The 19,221-nt window shown below is 37.3% G+C and carries 19 protein-coding genes; 16 read left to right on the top strand and 3 right to left on the bottom strand.

What is annotated here, in order from left to right:
* Nucleotides 1-94 precede the first annotated feature (94 nt).
* From ACIP9C_RS08825 to ACIP9C_RS08810, 4 genes are read left to right on the top strand one after another with little or no spacing between them, the layout of a single operon-like run.
* Nucleotides 95-820 (top strand): 2-keto-4-pentenoate hydratase, encoded by a 726-nt coding sequence (locus tag ACIP9C_RS08825; protein WP_401009883.1) that lies wholly within the window; start codon nt 95-97, stop codon nt 818-820.
* Nucleotides 821-839: 19 nt separating this feature from the next.
* Nucleotides 840-1,730 (top strand): acetaldehyde dehydrogenase (acetylating), encoded by an 891-nt coding sequence (locus ACIP9C_RS08820; protein ID WP_401009754.1) that lies wholly within the window; start codon nt 840-842, stop codon nt 1,728-1,730.
* Between the two features lie 16 nt (nt 1,731-1,746).
* Complete coding sequence (gene dmpG / locus ACIP9C_RS08815) at nt 1,747-2,775, top strand: 4-hydroxy-2-oxovalerate aldolase (protein ID WP_401009752.1); 1,029 nt, start codon at nt 1,747-1,749, stop codon at nt 2,773-2,775.
* A 2-nt stretch (nt 2,776-2,777) separates the two neighbouring features.
* Nucleotides 2,778-3,566, top strand: coding sequence for a 2-keto-4-pentenoate hydratase (locus ACIP9C_RS08810; RefSeq protein ID WP_401009750.1), 789 nt, complete (start codon nt 2,778-2,780; stop codon nt 3,564-3,566).
* 461 nt (nt 3,567-4,027) lie between these two features.
* Here ACIP9C_RS08810 and ACIP9C_RS08805 read toward each other — a convergent pair whose 3' ends face one another.
* Genes ACIP9C_RS08805 through ACIP9C_RS08795 form a run of 3 tightly spaced genes read right to left on the bottom strand, consistent with a single transcriptional unit; the run spans nt 4,028 to nt 6,893 of the window.
* Nucleotides 4,028-4,822, bottom strand: coding sequence for an ABC transporter ATP-binding protein (locus ACIP9C_RS08805; RefSeq protein ID WP_401009748.1), 795 nt, complete (start codon nt 4,820-4,822; stop codon nt 4,028-4,030).
* A gap of 14 nt (nt 4,823-4,836) precedes the next feature.
* A complete protein-coding gene (locus ACIP9C_RS08800; protein ID WP_401009746.1) occupies nt 4,837-5,892 on the bottom strand; it encodes a FecCD family ABC transporter permease in 1,056 nt (351 codons plus the stop codon).
* The gene (locus ACIP9C_RS08795; RefSeq protein WP_401009744.1) at nt 5,892-6,893 is read right to left on the bottom strand and encodes a FecCD family ABC transporter permease; all 1,002 of its coding nucleotides are present in this window, start codon (nt 6,891-6,893) and stop codon (nt 5,892-5,894) included. Before ACIP9C_RS08795 ends, ACIP9C_RS08800 begins: the two co-directional genes overlap by 1 nt.
* 156 nt (nt 6,894-7,049) lie before the next feature.
* Here ACIP9C_RS08795 and ACIP9C_RS08790 point away from each other — a divergent pair, with 156 nt between their 5' ends.
* The 12 genes from ACIP9C_RS08790 (at nt 7,050) to ACIP9C_RS08735 (ending at nt 19,149) form a co-directional block, all read left to right on the top strand.
* On the top strand, nt 7,050-8,030 hold the full coding sequence (locus ACIP9C_RS08790; protein WP_401009743.1) for an ABC transporter substrate-binding protein: 981 nt from the start codon (nt 7,050-7,052) through the stop codon (nt 8,028-8,030).
* A gap of 358 nt (nt 8,031-8,388) precedes the next feature.
* Nucleotides 8,389-8,961 carry a manganese efflux pump gene (locus ACIP9C_RS08785; RefSeq protein ID WP_401009741.1) on the top strand — a complete coding sequence of 191 codons (573 nt, stop codon included), beginning with the start codon at nt 8,389-8,391 and terminating at the stop codon, nt 8,959-8,961.
* A 273-nt stretch (nt 8,962-9,234) separates the two neighbouring features.
* Complete coding sequence (isdC, locus tag ACIP9C_RS08780) at nt 9,235-9,837, top strand: heme uptake protein IsdC (protein WP_401009739.1); 603 nt, start codon at nt 9,235-9,237, stop codon at nt 9,835-9,837.
* A complete protein-coding gene (locus tag ACIP9C_RS08775) occupies nt 9,837-11,360 on the top strand; it encodes an NEAT domain-containing protein (protein WP_401009737.1) in 1,524 nt (507 codons plus the stop codon). Before isdC ends, ACIP9C_RS08775 begins: the two co-directional genes overlap by 1 nt.
* Before the next feature lie 84 nt (nt 11,361-11,444).
* Nucleotides 11,445-12,689: an NEAT domain-containing protein gene (locus ACIP9C_RS08770; protein ID WP_401009735.1), complete on the top strand. Its 1,245-nt coding sequence runs from the start codon at nt 11,445-11,447 to the stop codon at nt 12,687-12,689.
* Between the two features lie 20 nt (nt 12,690-12,709).
* Entirely contained in the window at nt 12,710-13,627 is a 918-nt protein-coding gene (gene isdE, locus ACIP9C_RS08765) for a heme ABC transporter substrate-binding protein IsdE (RefSeq protein ID WP_401009733.1), read from the top strand.
* Nucleotides 13,628-13,851: 224 nt separating this feature from the next.
* Nucleotides 13,852-14,817 carry a FecCD family ABC transporter permease gene (locus tag ACIP9C_RS08760; RefSeq protein ID WP_401009731.1) on the top strand — a complete coding sequence of 322 codons (966 nt, stop codon included), beginning with the start codon at nt 13,852-13,854 and terminating at the stop codon, nt 14,815-14,817.
* Nucleotides 14,818-14,822: 5 nt separating this feature from the next.
* The gene (locus ACIP9C_RS08755) at nt 14,823-15,593 is read left to right on the top strand and encodes an ABC transporter ATP-binding protein (protein WP_401009729.1); all 771 of its coding nucleotides are present in this window, start codon (nt 14,823-14,825) and stop codon (nt 15,591-15,593) included.
* Between the two features lie 12 nt (nt 15,594-15,605).
* Complete coding sequence (srtB, locus tag ACIP9C_RS08750) at nt 15,606-16,385, top strand: class B sortase (protein ID WP_401009727.1); 780 nt, start codon at nt 15,606-15,608, stop codon at nt 16,383-16,385.
* 357 nt (nt 16,386-16,742) lie between these two features.
* Nucleotides 16,743-17,270, top strand: a complete 528-nt coding sequence (locus ACIP9C_RS08745; protein WP_401009725.1) for a YceI family protein — start codon at nt 16,743-16,745, stop codon at nt 17,268-17,270.
* A gap of 268 nt (nt 17,271-17,538) precedes the next feature.
* Nucleotides 17,539-18,465 (top strand): NAD-dependent epimerase/dehydratase family protein, encoded by a 927-nt coding sequence (locus ACIP9C_RS08740; RefSeq protein WP_401009723.1) that lies wholly within the window; start codon nt 17,539-17,541, stop codon nt 18,463-18,465.
* Between the two features lie 255 nt (nt 18,466-18,720).
* Nucleotides 18,721-19,149, top strand: a complete 429-nt coding sequence (locus ACIP9C_RS08735) for a MarR family winged helix-turn-helix transcriptional regulator (RefSeq protein ID WP_401009721.1) — start codon at nt 18,721-18,723, stop codon at nt 19,147-19,149.
* Nucleotides 19,150-19,221: the final 72 nt, after the last annotated feature.

The following is a 19,221-nucleotide window of genomic DNA, read 5'->3' as shown; positions in this document are numbered from 1 at the left end:
AACCGTCTTTTGTTTGTTTTACTAAGGAGGGTGAATGGTGGTGCCAGAGAAAATTAAGCAATATGCCACACAATTACTGACGGCTGAAAAAACAATGCAAAGCATAGTTCCTTTAACAGAGTCGGATACAAGCTTAAGCATAAAGAATGCTTATGAAATACAGCTTGAAATAGTAAAAATGAAGCTGGACGAAGGTCGACACGTCGTTGGTAAAAAGGTTGGTTTAACAAGCGTAGCTATGCAAAAAATGCTCCATGTAGATGAGCCTGATTACGGTCATTTATTAGATGATATGGTGTTTGAAAATGAAGCTATTGTAAAAGTGTCTAGCATGCTCTCCCCAAAAATCGAGGCAGAAATTGGTTTCGTACTAGGAGAGGATTTAGTAGGACCAAATGTAACCTTTCTCGATGTCATGATGGCTACTGACTATATCGTGCCGACAATTGAAGTAATTGATAGCAGAGTAGAGAATTGGCGCATTACATTAATTGATACAGTTGCTGATAATGGTTCGTCTGCAAAGGTCATCGTCGGTCATGAAAAGACGATGGTAAATGAAGTTGATTTACGGACAGCAAGTATGGCACTTTACAAAAATGGGGAGCTACTCGCGACAGGGGCAGGGGCTGCTGCACTGGGACACCCAGCACACGCGATTGCTTGGCTAGCAAATAAATTACATGAGTTTGGCATTACACTTAAAAAAGGCGAGCTTATTTTACCTGGCGCTTTATCTGCGGCAGTTGCAGTAAATGCTGGAGATAGTATTGAAGCAAAATTTGGGGGTATCGGTACAGTAACGGTTCACTTTGAATAATGTGAAAGGAGACAAGGATATGGACAAAATTAAAGCAGCTATACTAGGCACAGGAAACATAGGCACTGATTTGCTTTATAAATTAGAGCGCAGTGAAGTGATTGAAGTTGTGGCGATGATTGGGATAGATTCACAATCAGAAGGTTTGAAGCGTGCAGCAGAGAAAGGGTATGCGACATATGCAAATGGCATCGAAGCTATCGTTGCCAATCCTAACATGGCGGCTATAGTGTTTGATGCCACTTCAGCAAAAGCTCACGTATGCCATGCGAAAGTATTGAAGGAGCTAGGAATTTTAGCGATTGATTTAACACCAGCAGCAAGAGGCCCGTTCTTTTGTCCGGCAGTGGGGACTGCGGAAAACTTACTCGATTTACACAATGTCAATATGATTACGTGTGGTGGTCAGGCGACGATTCCCATCGTCTATGCGGTCAACCAAGTTGCAGATGTACTATATGGGGAAATTGTGGCGACTATTTCAAGCTTAAGTGCAGGTCCAGGGACGAGGGGAAATATTGACGAGTTTACGATTACGACGCGCCGTGGAATCGAAGAAGTAGGTGGAGCAAATACTGGAAAAGCGCTCATTATTTTAAATCCGGCAGATCCACCTATCCTTATGCGGGACACTATTTATTGTGAAGTGAGAAATATGAAAGAAGAGGAAATTCGCGACTCTATTTATACAATGGTAGAGAAAGTGAAGGCATATGTGCCAGGCTATCGTCTAAGACAGGAGCCATTATTTGATGGCAACCGTGTAACAATCTTTATAGAAGTAGAAGGTGCTGGAGATTATTTCCCTCCATATGCAGGGAATTTAGATATTATGACAGCTGCTGCGACACGTGTTGCGGAAGATTTTGCGCGGGCCATGCTAGAGAGAACGACATTAGAGACGCATTAAGAAAGGGGCAAAATACATGAATTCGCAAGTTAATAAACCAATTCGCTTAACAGAAGTGTGCCTCCGAGATGGCAGTCATGTCGTGGCACATCAATTTACAGAGCAGCAAGTACGAGATGTTGTGAGAGGGTTAGATGATGCAGGCATGCATTATATAGAAGTAAGTCACGGAGATGGCCTTGGAGGCTCCACTTTTCAGTATGGCAAATCGCTCGTTAATGAGATGAAGCTCATTGAAGCAGCTGTTGGTGCATGTACCAAGTCAAAAGTTGCTGTGCTGTTAATACCAGGGATTGGTACTGTACACGAATTGAAGCAGGCAAATGACTTAGGTGCTCGCTTAGTGCGTGTTGCTACACATGTAACAGAGGCGGATGTGTCAGCTCAACATATGAGCAAGGCACGCGAGCTAGGGATGGAGACAGTAGGCTTCTTAATGATGGCTCATTCTGCACCTGTGGAAAAGTTAGTGGAGCAAGCGAAGAAAATGGAAAGCTACGGTGCTGAAGCTGTCTATATAACAGATTCTGCTGGCGCATTGCTGCCGCATGAGGTGCGTGAGCGTGTGCGCGCTTTACGACAATCGTTGCAAATAGAAGTAGGATTCCACGCTCATAACAATTTATCTATGGCAGTGGCGAACACGGTCGTTGCTATAGAGGAAGGAGCGACACGTATTGACGGGAGTGTGCGCTGTTTAGGAGCAGGTGCAGGGAATACTCAGACAGAAGTGCTATTAGCTGTGCTAGACCGCATGGGAATAGATGTAAGTATTGATTTATATAAAATGATGGATGTCGCAGAAAATATTGTAGGCCCTCTCTTGCCAGGCTCGCAAGAAATTCGAAAGGGGAGCTTAGTGTTAGGGTATGCAGGGGTGTACTCAAGCTTCCTGCTTCATGCAGAGCGTGCGGGGAAAAAATTTGGTCTTGATCCACGCGACATACTTATCGAATTAGGTAAACAAAAAGTAGTAGGTGGTCAGGAGGATATGATTATCGATGTCGCTGCTGAGCTCGCAAAAAAAAGGGAAATTGAGGTGTGAAAATGACGGTACAAATAAATCAGCAAAAAATGGTTGATTATTTATATGAGGCAGAGCGTGATGTAAAGGAAGTCATCAAGCTGACAGACGACTATCCACAGTTGACGATACAGGAGGCTTATCGTATACAGGATGCTTTACTAGCGCGCAAGCTAGAGGAGAATGGCACGAAGCAAGTAGGCGTGAAGCTAGGTTTAACGAGTAAAGCAAAGCAGCAGATGATGGGAGTCAATGAAGCGATTTATGGCTATTTACATAGTGATATGCTCGCACTAGAATGGGAAGCGATTGAATTTTCACAGCTCATTCATCCGAAAGTTGAACCTGAGATTGCCTTTTTTTTAGGGGAGGACTTGGCGGGGGAGGCGGTTACAGAGGCGGATGTTGTAAAGGCAACGAAATACGTCGCACCTGCCCTTGAAGTAATAGATAGCCGTTATAAAGATTTTCGCTTTACATTAGCAGATGTTATCGCAGATAATTGTTCCTCGGCGAAATTTATTGTTGGTAGTAAGTGGGTTTCTCCTCACATGCTTGATTTGGGGCAAATCGGCATGGTACTAAGTAAAAACAGCGCTGTGGAGCAAACAGGCTCAAGCGCTGCTGTATTAGGGCATCCTGCTACTGCCATTGTATGGGCAGTGAAAGAATTAGCCAAGGTTGGAAAAGGCTTTAAAAAAGGCGATATTATTTTAAGTGGTGCGATGTCTGAGGCGATTTCTTTTCAGCCAGGGGATACAGTTGTAGCAGATTTCGATGTGCTTGGCAGTGTGACATTATCTTGTAAATAAAGGACGATGCTTCTTTCTTCTCAATTGTGAAAAGACGATTGCAACATCCTTTACTTTAAATGAGAGCATCTGGAAATGGAGTTTTATTTCCAGGTGCTCTTTTAACGGTTTATGAAAGGCAGAAAGGTAGCAATTAATAGGTGCATCCTTATACTAGAATAGAAGATGTAAGAAAAGAGTGGCACAGCAAAAAGTGAGTGTACATTTGTTGAATGGGGATTCTATTTTTCCAATTTTCATTATCGTCATATTTTTCATTGTTATAGGCGCAATTATTAGTAGTATTTTCCCGTCTATTAAAAAGAAATAAAGATAATGAGTGTCAAGCATAGCAATAAAGAAATGAACCGTCTTTTTAACTATGAGTAGGACGGTTCATTTTTTGATGGCGTATAAACTTTATTTGGGAATGGACCTTTTACTAGAAGTAAGAGCATATTGATTGATAACCGCTAATTTAATTAAGAGATAATCCTTCCTTTACCGAAGGGTATACATAAAGGCGTACCGTATATAGGATCATTTGTCATCTGACATTCTAAATCGAAAACATGTTTTACTAATGAAGTTGTCATAATTTCTTCAGGCTTTCCCTCTTGATAAACTCCTCGATCTCGCACCGTAATAATGTGATCAGCATATCGACATGCCAAATTAATATCGTGTAGAACCATAACGATTGTTCTATTTTGTTTATTTAATTCAAAGAGTAAATCTAAAATTTCAATTTGATGTGTTAAATCTAAGTAAGTGGTAGGTTCATCTAACAAAATAATATCTGTATCCTGAGCTAGCGTCATAGCAATCCAAGCGCGCTGACGTTGACCACCTGAAAGCTCATCCACTGGTTTATCTTGTAAATGATCTACGCCCGTCGCTTTTAAGGCGTTTAACACTATTTCTTCATCTTTTTCTGTCCATTGTTTTCGCCAGCTTTGATGAGGGTAACGACCTTGTTTTACAAGTTGTAAAACTGTTAACCCTTCTGGTGCTACTGGTGATTGAGGAAGAATAGAAAGCTTTTTAGCAACTTGTTTCGTGGATAATTTAAAAAGGTCTTGTCCATCTAATAATACCGTGCCTTGTTTAGGCTTTAATAAACGAGCAATTGAGCGTAAAAGTGTAGATTTTCCACAACCGTTGGCACCAATCAGTACAGTAATTTCATTCATAGGAATAGATAAATTTAGATTTTCAATTATATTGGAATCACCATAATTTAGTGTAAGTGATTTAGTTTCTAAAGTTTTAGTCATGAAGTTTGACTCCTTTATTTTCTAGGGTTTCTCAATAGTAAATAGATGAAATAAGGGGCACCGATAGCAGCTGTAAACACTCCTGCTGGCACTTCTAAAGGACTAAATGCAGTGCGTCCAATAATATCTGCGACCATTACTAATAAAGCACCAATAGCAGCGGATGTTGGAATTAATACACCGAATGCTGGACCTACAATGCGTCTTGCAATATGTGGTGCCATTAAGCCGACGAAGCCAATAGCTCCTGCAAATGAAATGGCACTAGCAACGAGACTTGAACTCAATAGTAATAAGAAAAAACGAGTTTTTTGTACAGTTTGACCTAAACTTGCAGCTGTGTCATCACCCAATTCTTGCACATTTAACTGTCGAGTAATAAAGACTGTTAGAAGCAGAAGGATTATAATGATTGGAACGATAATTTGAACTTGATTCCAATCGGCACTTTTGACGCTACCTGTAATCCACTTATTGGCTTCACTAGCTTGATAAATAGGACCGATTACCATCAACATCGTCGTAATAGCCTGCATAAAAGCTGAAACCCCGATACCAATTAATACAAGACGAGTTGCAGTCACACCATCTTTCCAAGCAAAGATATAAACAATAAATGCAACGACAGTAGCTCCAATAAAACCTGCGAGAGGTAGCCATTCAATACTAACTGTTAATGAATGATTGGAGTCACTGAAAATAGCTAAAAAACCAACTACCGCAGCTCCACCACCAGCAGAAATACCGATTATATCTGGTGAAGCAAGTGGGTTTTTAATAAGACCTTGTAAAATAGCACCTGCCACAGCTAAAGCCATGCCTGCAAACGCAGCAATAAAAATTCTTGGCAGTCGAAAGTCAATAATAATTAATTGATCGAAATCAGAACCTTGTCCGATGATCGTTTGCATTACCTTTAACGGATTTATAAATGAATCACCAAATGATGCACTGAAGAAAAAAACAAATAGTGCGAAGATGCTAAGAAAAGTTAATTTTTTAGAAGCATTTACATCTAGTAAAAAGGATATTTTATTTTGTAGTAAACGTACTGTTTTTAATTGTTTCATTATTTTTTTCCACCTTTTCGCGCAAGGTAAATAAAGAATGGTGTGCCAATCATGGCTGTCATTACGCCAACTGGCACCTCTTGAGGCATAATAATATAGCGTGCTGTTACATCTGCTAACAGTAAAAGAATCCCACCTAATATAGCAGCCATCGGAATAAGCCAACGATGATCAGTACCAACAAACTTTCGCGCAAAATGGGGTACTACAATTCCAACAAATCCTATAGGACCAGCTATTGCAACTGAACTACCTGCTAAAAAGATGACAATAATGCCAACTGCTAATTTCATCATTCCTAGTGGTAAGCCGAGGCCTCTTGCAATATCATCCCCAAGAGCAAGAATATTCATTTTAGAAGAGATAAGTAAAGCTGCAATCCACCCAATAACTAAATATGGTAAAACAGATATTAGAATTTCTAGCTTTCTCCCTTGTACAGATCCAGCTAACCAAAACAATACTTGCTCAAGTTCTGCTTCGTTTGTTGCAAGTAAACCTTGTGTAAAAGAAGCGAAGAGTGCACTGATTGCGGCTCCAGCTAACGTTATTTTGACTGGTGTTACGGCATCTCGTCCAGATGAACTAATGCCATAAACTGATAGAGCAGCAATTGCTGCACCTAAAAATGCCACCCATGCTAAAGATTGTAAACCTGAAATATGGAAGAAAATCATTGCAAATACAACTGCAAAGCCAGCTCCCGTATTGATTCCTAAAATTCCAGGTGATGCTAGTGGATTTTTCGTTAATGTCTGCATAAGTACCCCTGTAATAGCTAAGGAAGCACCCACACATGTAGCAATTAAAGCTCTAGGAATACGAACATTTTGAATAATAATATGCTCGTTAGAATTATTAAACTGGGTAAAAGATTCAATCGTCGTTTGAATAGAGGTATTTGCATAGCCATATACAATACTTATTCCCATGCAAATAAGTAAGAGAAGCGTTCCTACTATTAAAGCTAAAGATTTTGAAGAATTATTTTTTAAAATCATAAATTCATACTCTTTCTTTTTTATAGATTGTACTCACATTTTATTAAAAATATATTGACAGTAATAAATTCTTACAATATTATTGATTTCGTTCTTAATTAAAATGATAATCATTATCACCAAACAATTCTATCATATACAATGGGGGAAAAAAAGATGCAAAAAGCATTTCAAAAGTTATTAGTATTGCTAGCTGTTATGGCTATTTTTGTTCTTGCAGCATGTGGCAATTCTAAAGATAACGAGAAGGAAGAAAGTTCAAAAGAAAGCAATGCTTACAGTGTCGAACATGCAATGGGGACAACTGAGGTAAAAGACACACCAAAACGTATAGTTGTATTAACGAATGAAGGTACCGAAGCACTTTTAGCTTTAGGAATTAAGCCAGTAGGTGCTGTTCAATCTTGGTCAGGTGATCCTTGGTATGATCATATTAAAGATCAAATGGACGGTGTAGAAGTAGTTGGGGTTGAACATGAAATTAATATTGAAAAAATCGCTTCGTTAAAGCCCGATTTAATCATTGGTAATAAACTAAGACAAGAAAAAGATTATGCGAAACTTAGCAAAATTGCTCCAACAATTTTTTCAGAAACATTACGTGGTGACTGGAAAGAGAATTTTAAATTATATGCAAAAGCAGTGAATCAAGAAACAAAAGGTGAAGAAGTATTAACAGCCTACGAAGATAAATTACAAGCACTTAAAGAAGAACTTGGTGATCAAACGAATAAAGAAATTTCGTTCGTACGTTTTATGGCAGATAAATCTCGCATCTATTACACAGATTCATTCTCAGGTGTTATCTTTGATGCATTAGGATTTAAACGTGTTCCAGCTCAAGCAGACTTATTTAAAGACAATGCAAAATTAGGGAAGTTGGCTATTGATTTAGGAAAAGAAGCAATTCCTCAAATGGATGGCGATGTTATTTTCTACTTCACATACATGCCAACTGGTGATGATTCTGCGTTAGCAACTGAACAAGAGTGGACACAAGATCCACTTTGGAAAAACCTAACTGCTGTCCAAGAAGGCAACGCACACAAAGTGGACGATGTCATTTGGAATACTGCTGGAGGCATTCTAGCTGCTAATATTATGTTAGACCAAGTTAAAGAATATTTTGTTAAATAAGATTATTGACGAACCATCTACTGTAGAAAATCATTTCATACAGTAGGTGGTTTTTGCTTCGCGGAAAAAAGTGTTTAAATCGCGGGAAAACGGAGTGCTACCGCGGAAAAATGAACTTAAATCGCGGAAAAACCACGTGCTACCGCGGAAAAACGCATAACAACCGCGGAAAAAGCCTCCAACCAGCCCCCCTCGGATTAAACCGCACCCGCAGATGAACGCCCAATAAAACAAAATTTACTCTTCATATGATAGAAAATGGGTAAACGTATTAACTTGCTTCAGAGGAGCTTTTCAAGCGGGTTCGATAAAAATCCAGACACAATTATGCCAAGGCATTGTTGACAGGAGGGAAATCATGCATTGGATAACCATCATATTGATTGGTATAGCTGCCAATTTAGATAATCTAGGGATTGGCCTTGCCTATGGGGTTAAGCGAGTAAAGATACCTATTATATCGAACGCAGTTATTGCTATTATTTCAATGATTGTCACTTACGTGGCAGTAACGGCTGGTAGTACAGTAGTAGAGTATATTTCTCCACACACGGCCAATCTTTTAGGAAGTCTTTTGCTGTGTGCAATTGGAGTATATACGCTATTCTCTAATCGCCTTTCCAAAAATGGCATCGCAAAAAATCCTGAAGTGTTTGATGAAGATAAAAATCACATTATTTCAATCAGAGAGGCCATGACACTTGGATTTGTTTTATCGGCGAACTGTTTAGCAGGCGGAATCGCTATTGGAGCGAACGGTATTTCAGCTATATGGACGGTTATCTCGATTGGAACGTTTTCCTTTATAACTGTGGGCGTGGGAATTCATTTTGGTGCGCTTCTTTCAAAAACATACATTGGCGTGTACTCCACAGCAATTTCGGGATGGTTACTAATTCTAATCGGGGTGTTTGAAGTTTTTGCTAAATAATAAAATTGAGGGATATTACTGATGTTTAACAGTGATATTCTTTTTTTATTGAGGAAATTTTGACATATTGAGGACGTTTTTGGATTGCTAGTTGACATACTAAGGCACCAGATATTATTCTTTGGATAGATAGTGTAATTGAGAATTATTTTCGTTTTCATTTTCATAATATTGCTTTCATGGAAATATTGAGAATATTATTCGTATCAATTATAATGTTTAATGGAAAATAAATAAAATTTTTCCATAATATTTAGAGGGGGCGTGCAACACATGAAGAAAATAATGATGTTGGTCATGCTAGTCAGTATGGTTATTTTTAATTTAGCGTTACCACATGCATCTGCTCAAATGGCTGACGGCACATATTCTGTAAAATATCAGGTCAATAAACCTGATAGCAGCTCTGCGTCTATTGCGAATGATTATTTCGTAAAGCCAGCTAAGGTGACAGTAAAAGATGGTACAGCTACTGTGCAAATTACATTAAAGAATAGTGCTTGGATTACTAAATTCCAACCGCCAGGGGGAGCAGCAGTTGTTAGCGAAGATAAAGCAGCTGATACACGTGTTGTACAATTCACAGTAAAAGATTTATCAAAACCAGTTGTAACATCTATGAAAATTGATATCGATGATATTAATTACCACCATGAATATAGCGTTTCACTAGTATTTGATGCAGCAGTATCAGGAAGTTCAGCAGCAACAACAGCAACAAGTAATACGAAAACGTCAACAACATCTGAAAGTGAAAGTCAAGTGTCTAATCCACAAACAAGCGATGCGATGCCTTATTTGTTATTAGTTGCATTTGCAGGATCAGCATTTTTACTTTATAGAACTAAATACAAAACAAAAATGGAGGGTCAATAATGGCTAACAAACGTCAATCTCGCGCAACAAAAATCGTACTCGCTTCATTATTAGCAGCATCACTTTCAGTTCCAACATTTGCATCAGCAAAGGTGGCTGACACAACAACGACAACTATATCTACAGATGTAAAAGTGGAAGCTACAGCTGAAACAACAGAAGGGACAGTTGTAAAGTTCCAAACGTTTAAACCTGGTACAGAACAAGCAGGATATATGGATAAATATTTTGCTGGAACAGGCTTACTTGTTGAAAAAGATGGTACATACACAGTGAAACTAACGATCCCAGCTCAATTTGCTGCAATGATTCCTGGTTTCCAAGTAAAACAAGGCGATAAATATGTTGATGCGACAATTGAGAAGCAACAAGATGGTTCAAGCATCGTGACATTCCCAGTAGATCCAAAGGTGAAAACTGCAGCAAAGGTACATGTAGTTGTTTCTCAAGCTAACATGGATACATGGTATGACTTTGATTTCCAACCAGTTGCGACAACTGAGGTTACAGAACCAACTGAGGAAGTAAAAGAAGAACAACCTGAAAAAGAGGAAACTGTTGTTACTGATGAAGAAGAAGACGTAGCACTATATGAAGGTACTGTAACTGTTTATAAAGATGGAACTAAAGAAGAATCCATCATGAAAAACTATATTAGTTCTACTGTAGTTGTTGGTGAAGCAGATGGCACATATGTTGTAGGTATGGTTTTCCCTAAAGGTCAATATGTTCAATCATTCAAAGTAGACGGTAAAGACGCTGTATTAGAAGAAGAAGATAAAGAAACAAATGAACGTATTTATACATTTGAAGTGAAAGATTTAAAAGCACTAACAAATGCACAGATTCATATTATTGTAGATGAGCCTGCAGCTGGAGTTAAATATGATTCAGTTCATACTGTTCAATTTAGCTTTAATGTAGACTTAGACAAACCAGTAACAGATACTGAAGAAACACCAATTGTTAATCCGTTTAAAGATATTGATAACAACGAAAATAAAGAAGCAATCTTAAACTTACTTGCTTATGATATTATTGTTGCGCAAGATAAATTCAACCCAAATAACAATTTAACACGTGCTCAATTTGCATTAATGATTGCACGTACTTTAGAGTTAGAACCTACTGAAGTTGCTGGGTTCCAAGATATTAAAGGCATCGAAGCAGAAAAAGCAATTAACGCTCTTGCTGAATATGGCATCGTAGAATCACGTGAAAAATTCAATCCGAATGGTATTTTAACACGTCAACAAGGTGCATTAATGATTTACCGTGCAATCCAAGCTGTCACTGAAGGCGACTTAAATGTTGAAATTTCTTTACCTTATGCTGATGTAGCAACAATTGCGAATGAAGAAGCGAAAGAAGCATTCTCATTACTTAACAAAGAAGGCATTATGACAGGTTCTGTTGCTAAAGACGGTAAAACATACATCAATGCAAACAAACCATTAACACGTGGTCAAATGGCGAAAATTTTAAATAACTCTTTACAATTTTTCTATGAATTTGAAGAATAAAAATATTTAGTAAACAGCAACTTCCTTTCTCACTTTGATGAGGAAGGAAGTTACTGTTGCTTCTATAGAGATTGGGGGTATTTGATGAAAACATACAATAGAAAAGGATTCTTACTATTAGCTCTTATTAGCGCTATTATCTTGGTGTTTATCCCTCAATTGCCGTTACATGCACAAGCTGAAGTAGATAGTTCAATAGGAAATGGGAGCTATCAAGTTGAACTAAGTTTTTCATCCCTTGATGGAATAGAACAAAACCGATTTTTCAATGAAGAAGCAACACTCAACGTAAAAAATGGTAAATATACATTGTCCATGACAATCAATCATCCATATATTTTACAAGAGATACATATTGAACAGACGGAAAAAGCGTTATCTTCTAAGTGGACAGAAAATTTAGTTCAGTTTGATGTAAAAGATTTAAAAGGGCCTATTATGATAAAAGGTCTTTTGGCTTCTGAGTCAGAAGAGGATAGTTTTCAATTTGCACAGGAACTTCGCATCATATTAAAAGCACCCATCGAAGAAAATGAACATGGTATTATAATAGAAGAAACTACACCTGAAAAAGAATGGTCGATTGATTACATATTGTACGTTGATGGAAAAAAAGAACAATCAATTATGAATACATATGTCAATCCAGTGGCAAAGATGATAGAAAAAGACGGCAAATACTATGCTCAGATGACCATTTTAAAATCTGCTTGGGTAACGGGGTTAACAGTAGATCAACGAGGGCAACAGGTAGAACCAACGCTTGTATCCATTGTGGGAAATGAGAGAATTGTCGAATTTGAAGTAGTTGATTTAGAAAGACCACTGCGCATGTGGGTACAGGTAGATATTCCGGAGATTGCTTATCATCATCAATATTTTGTTGATTTACAGTTTGATGAACAACAAGTGGCGAATATTTTAGAAAAGCCTATAGAAACGGAGCCTCCTAAGCAAGACATAAACGTGAAGCCTCCTATTGTCACAAGCGACAAAATAGAGAAGCCATTAGAGAAAAAAACAGAGGAACCTACAGCAAAATCAAACGTACTTTCATTGCCAACAGTTCAGCCTCCTTTCACAACATTAGTGGAAGAACAGTTAGCTTTTGACCGAACACTTGATGCAAATGTTGAAGAAGTAGTAGAAGAAGAACCCACTGTAACTGAAGAGGAAAAGCAACCAAACATTGAGCAGGCTGAAAACAAAACGAATATAGATCAGCAACTTGCCCAGTTAGATAAAGTGAAAATTGTATTGTTAGTGCTAATTTGTGTTTTATCGGGCTGGTTACTCGTTCGTCGCTTGAGAAATTCTAAAGATAACTGAAATAAGTAGGAGATGACTATATGTGCAAAAAACAAAAAAACTGGCTGGCATTGATAGCGCTTATGACAGTATTTTTAATTGCTGGTTGTAGCAGTGGGGACAATCAAGCAAAGAATGAAACATCTACTAATAAAGCGGATGTATCAGTAGAAACAAATACACCAAGTGAAAATCGTATTATAGCAGGGACTGTTGTGATAGCTGATATTTTAGATAAGCTCGAGCTTGATGCTATCGCAGTACCGGAAACTGAAAAAGAGTTAGCGAAACGCTTTGAAGGTTTACCTACAATAGGGAATGCAATGGAGCCTGATATGGAAATTGTTAAGTCATTAACTCCTACGGATGTATTATCAGTGTCAACATTACAATATGATTTAGAAGATAAATTCGAACAACTAAAAATACCTGTGAATTTTTTGAATTTCCAAAGTGTTGATGCGATGATGGCTGAAATTAAAACGTTAGGTGAGCGTTATGATCGTAAGGCTCAAGCAGAGGATTTATTGACGGGTCTACAGAAAAACATTGATGCCATACAAACTGTCGCTGCTAATAAAGAAGGACCTCGTGTATTAATTTTACTTGGTATTCCAGGCAGTTACTTAGTAGCAACTGAAAATTCTTACGCCGGGGACCTTGTCAAACGTGCTGGAGGAATGAATGTGATGGAGGGGCAAGAAGCAGAGTACTTATCGTCAAATACGGAGTACTTGCATAATAGCAACCCTGATATTATTTTACGTCTATCACACGGCATGCCCGATGAGGTTGTCAAAATGTTTGATGAAGAATTTAAAACGAATGATATATGGAAGCATTTTGACGCAGTGAACAATGGTAAGGTGTATGATTTGGAAGAAGAATTATTTGGAACGACAGCTTCCTTACAGGCGCCACAAGCTTTAGGACAGTTAATGGAAATTTTTTATCGCTAATAAGTAAGTTGAAATTGTCGCTCGTATTGCAAGATAAGCCTTGCCATAGAGCGCTTTTCTTATATTTCTTGTAGCACACAGGATATTACATATTACTTTTCGTTCCAATGTAACCGTAGTGAGCGAATCTTTTAATAAAGTAAAATCGAAGCAATCGCAACAATGGATGCGCATACTTTGTGCAAAGATATAGTGAGGAATTTGATTAGAAAAAGGAATCCGATATGACTAAAAAAATAATAAGTTTTGCAATGGTAATATTGTTGTTGCTTGTTTCGATGGTTTACTCAGCAACGACAGGTAGTATTAAAATGGGCTTTTTTGAATTTATAGGGGCGTTGTTTGAAGAAGGGAATAGCCAGATGGAGGCAATCCGTGATTTGCGATTTCCCCGTATTCTTGTCGCTTTATTTGCTGGGGCTGCGCTTTCTGTTTCAGGCGTCTTATTACAATCAGTAATGCGTAATCCGCTAGCAGACGCGGGTGTCATTGGTATTTCATCAGGTGCAGCATTTGTACAATTATTTATTATTTCATTTTTTCCAGCTTTATTTTTCATGACGCCGATATTGGCGTTTATAGGTGGGGCATTTGCTTGTGCGCTAGTGTTCGCATTGTCATGGAAATCGGGATTGAGTCCCCTAAAATTAATTTTAGTAGGGATTGCGATCAATGCGATGTTTACTGGTCTAACGGAAGCTTTTTTAAGTTTAGGAGGCTCGTTAAATACATCTGCTGCTAGTGTCGTCGGATCAAATTTAACGATGCGTACATGGAAAGATGTTTCGACTATTGCAACGTATGGAACGATAGGCTTGATTGCAGCATTTGCGTTATATAGTTGGTGTAATCTTCTTGTTCTACAAGATAAAACGGCAAAAAGTCTCGGCTTTAACGTAGCACGTGCTCGTTTAATTATTGCAGCTGTTGCTGTATTATTATCAGCCGTGTCAGTTGTTGTTGCTGGCGTTATATCGTTTGTCGGCTTATTAGTCCCACATATTGCCCGACGTTTAGTTGGACACGATCATCGAATACTAATACCGTTTACGGCATTAGCAGGAGCCTTATTAATTTTAGTGGCAGATACAATTGGTCGAACGGTGGTTGCACCAATTGAAATCCCTGCTTCAACTATTATGGCAATCATCGGTGGTCCGTTCTTAATATTCCTTTTACGAAAAGAGTGAAGAAAATGGAAATGCACGACATTATCGTCTCTCATGATAATACACGTAATCATTTAGATGGTATCTCAACGAGAATACGAAAGGGCAAAATCACAACGATAATTGGTCCGAATGGCTGTGGAAAATCGACATTACTAAGTGTGATGTCTCGAAATAATATGCCGCAATCCGGTAATGTTTCTTTGGAAAATAAAGATTTAGTTCATTACAAGCAAAAAGAGTTTGCTAAAAAGCTAGCAATTGTTTATCAACAAAATGATGTTCCAAAAGATTTAACGATTGAAAAGTTAGTAAGTTTTGGTCGTCTTCCGCATAATACAATGTTAAAGCGTAATCATGAGGAAGATGAAAAAGCGATTGATTGGGCATTAGCATGTACAAACTTATTAGAAAAGCGAAAAAATGATTTAGAAGCGCTATCAGGCGGTGAACGACAACGAGTATGGATAGCGATGGCATTAGCACAGCAATCTGAAATTTTATGTTTAGACGAGCCGACTACGTATTTAGATATTTATTATCAAATGGAGCTATTGGAGCTTGTAAAATCTTTGAATGAAGAACATGGCTTAACAATTGTTATGGTACTCCATGATATTAACCAAGCAATTCGTTATAGTGATCATATTATTTTGATGAAAGCAGGACAAATAATAGCTGAGGGCGCGCCGCGTGACGTCATCACAAAGGAAGTTATTAAAGAAGTATATGGTGTTGAAGCAATCTTCAATGAAGATGAACAGCTCGGTCTTTATATGGTGCCTCTTGGTATTTAAGTTGGTGAAACGATGAAAAAATGGAAAACTAAGCTTTTAACAGTTTTATATTTGGCTATATTTTTATATTCTGGTTTTGCGCTTGTAAAGTACGTCTACACGTATTATGAGTCATCGAAATCATTAAAAGAAGTACAAACGATTTATGCTGAAACATTGGCAACGATTCAAGAAGAAGTAGTAGCTGATGATGAAGTTTCGAACGCTGAAATAAAATCAAAATATACGATAAGACCACAATTTCATGATTTACTAGCTGTAAATAATCGCATTGTTGGCTGGATTTCTGTGGATAATACAAAGCTCAACAATCCAATTTTACATGCGGATAATAATGAATTTTATTTGAACCATAATTATAAAGATCGCCAAAGTCGTGCAGGCAGTGTTTTTATGGATTATCGTAATGATGCGCTCGATATAAGTCGCAATACCATTTTGTACGGTCATGCCATGAAAGATGGGACGATGTTTGGTAGTTTGAAAAATTACTTGAATCAAGATTATGCCAATGCACATCGTACAATTTATTTGGATACATTATATGAAGGTTACGATGTTGAAGTATTCGCAGCTTATGAAACAACTATTGATTTTTATTATATTGAAACAGAATTTAAAACGGATGAGGATTTTATTCAGTTTATTGGAGAAGTTCAAAAGCGTTCTACAATTGATATGAATGTAGATGTAGGACCAGATGATAAAATAATTACACTTTCTACGTGCAAAGATTCTGTAATGAGTGATGATCATCGATTTGTTGTGCAAGGGAAATTAGTAAAGAGATAACAGAATGAAGCTCGCGAATCACCGATAAGACATAGGAAATCGACTACCTTAGCAGACATCAATGGCACTTGTTCTCTTTGTCCCTTGCTCGTATATTAAGTATTCATAGAATTAGAGGAGTTACGTCGAGAAATAATTTAAATAAATTACTTGACGTAAATTAATTATTAATATATAGTAAGTTACATAAAGTAATTGATTACTTTTAGTAACGGAAAATTAAAAAAGAAGTTCTCGAAGTAACTACATATGTTTAGTCCAATTATTTTTGGGTAACATAATTAGTGTAGTTACTTCATATTTTAACATATATCTCGAATTCGAGATATAAAACAATACAAATTGGAGGAATTTAAAATGGCAAAATGGAATATCGATTTAGGACACTCAGCAATTAACTTTCAAGTAAAACATATGATGGTATCAAAAGTAAAAGGTGTATTTGATTCTTATTCAGCTGATATTGAAGCAGCAGATCTTGCAGATTTAACAACAGCAAACATTAGTATTACAATTGATGCATCAAGCATTAATACACGTAGCGAAGACCGCGATAATCACTTAAAAGCAGGTGATTTCTTTGATACTGAAAAATACCCAAATATTACTTTTAAATCAACTAGCATTACAAAAAAATCAGGTGAAGAATATGCATTAACTGGTGATTTAACAATTAAAGATGTTACGAAATCAGTTACATTTAATACTGAATTTAACGGTAAAGGTACTAACCCATGGGGTCAGGAAGTATATGGCTTCGAGGCAGAAACGACAATTAACCGTGAAGACTTCGGTTTAACTTGGAATGCAGCTTTAGAAACTGGTGGAGTACTTGTAGGTAAAGATATTAAAATTTCAGTTGAACTAGAAGTAAACCCTGCTTAATATATAAAACAATAAATAATATTTTTGTTTAAATCCGCTCGACTTTCGAGGTAACGTCTGAGTTGAGTCGCTAGTTAACACTTGCGATTCACTCGTCTGCTTGCTTGGAAGTTTGTGTGGATTTTTTTATTATTTAATTAAAAATAGAATGCTCACTTAACTTTTACCTATTGTTGATAGTCTGTTAAAATAATCCAGTGGTAAGTTCCTTGCATATTTTTAGCAATTCATGCATATAAAACATCATATTGTTTTTGGGGGCGATGGGATGAATGTATTAGTGACAGGTGGCTATGGGTTTATTGGCAGTGCAGTGGCGAGGCGATTTTTCGAGGAAGGTGCCAATATTTATATAATTGATAATTTAAGTACAGGACATCTACGAAATATTGATTTTGAGCATAAATCTTACTTATTAAATGTTGAAGATGAGGTTTGTGAGCATTTCTTTAAAGAAGTAGCTTTTGATGTAGTCATTCATTGTGCGGCGCAAACAAGTGTTCAACTTTCTATACAGGAACCGATGAAGGATATATTGACAAATATTGTAGGGCTAAGCCAAATGCTCTTTTATTCATCAAAATACAAAGTGAAACATTTTGTTTTCGCTTCTTCTGCTGCGGTGTATGGTAATAGCCACTATCCACCGCTTGAGGAAACGGATATTAGTGAGCCTGTTTCGATGTATGGGCTAAATAAAAGCATTGGTGAAACATATTGTGAAAAGTGGCAACGTGATTATCGTTTACCGACGCTAATTTACCGTTTTGCGAATGTTTTTGGCCCGAGACAACGTATGCAAGGGGAGGCCGCTGTCATCCCTAGTATGTTGAAAAGTAGTCTTGAAGGTAGACCTTTTACTATTTATGGCGACGGTGAACAGACGCGTGATTTCATCTACGTAGATGATATTGCAGATGCCATTTATGCTGGAGTAGAAGCTAGACTTCAAGGCATATACAATGTTTCAACAAACGAAGCATGGTCACTGCATCAAGTTATATTATTATTACAACATTTAAATCATCCACTTGAGATTCAATATGCCCCTGCAAGAGAAGGGGATATTGAGCATTCATTTTTAAATAATGAAAAGCTTGCCAATGCGATTGGATGGAAGCCGAAGAATTCATTTGCAGAGGGCATCGAGCGGACTATTCAAGCACTTCAAAAAGAGAAGATTGTAGAAATTTAATAATGATAAACACAGAAAAGCCGTTCTGTTCAGATGAAGTCTACTAAGTGGTTTATTGGGTCTGCGTTCGATTTATTCGAGCACAGACCTTTTTAATTTCCTGCAAGCAAATTATAAATAATTTAGGTAAGTTGTCATTTAATTGCATGATTGATAATTTTGTATTATATTAGTTGACGGGTCAATGATTGTTCTATCAATGAATATTTGACACTTCTTTAAAGTTGACCTCACAAATTATTAGGAGGGTTATTGGTGCGATGTTCACTTTCAAATCAGGAAAAAATCTTACAGCTTCTTAAAGGGCTAAACAATCAAATTAGCCCTAAATTTGAACGATGTACAGGCATTAGCGCATCACGCTATGAATTGCTACACCAGCTTTATGAAACAGAAGAAATTAATCAATCTGCCCTTCAAAAAGCAGTTAATATAGACAGTGGTGCCATTACTCGTCATTTAAAACAACTTGAGGCAAGCGGTATGGTGACAAGACGACGAAACCCAACCGATAATCGTGTAATATTTGTTCGCCTGACTGATGAAGGTCGTAAACAAATTGTCGGTTACAAAAAAGAAAAGGTTCGTTTCGTTAACCAAATGCTTCATGATTTTAACAAAGAAGAATTAGAATCCTTATCTGTCATGCTAAATCGCATGCAAAACAACATCATCGATTATTGAATTTTTTGACCAATAAACTGATCTGAAAATTATTAAATATAAGCATGTAGTTCAATAAATGAATCTAATTAA

It is taken from the genome of Lysinibacillus sp. NPDC093210 (assembly GCF_044753985.1).
Classification (GTDB): Bacteria; Bacillota; Bacilli; order Bacillales_A; family Planococcaceae; genus Lysinibacillus.
The sequence above is the reverse complement of the archived record's forward strand: the minus strand, read 5'-3'. Positions and strand labels throughout refer to the sequence as shown.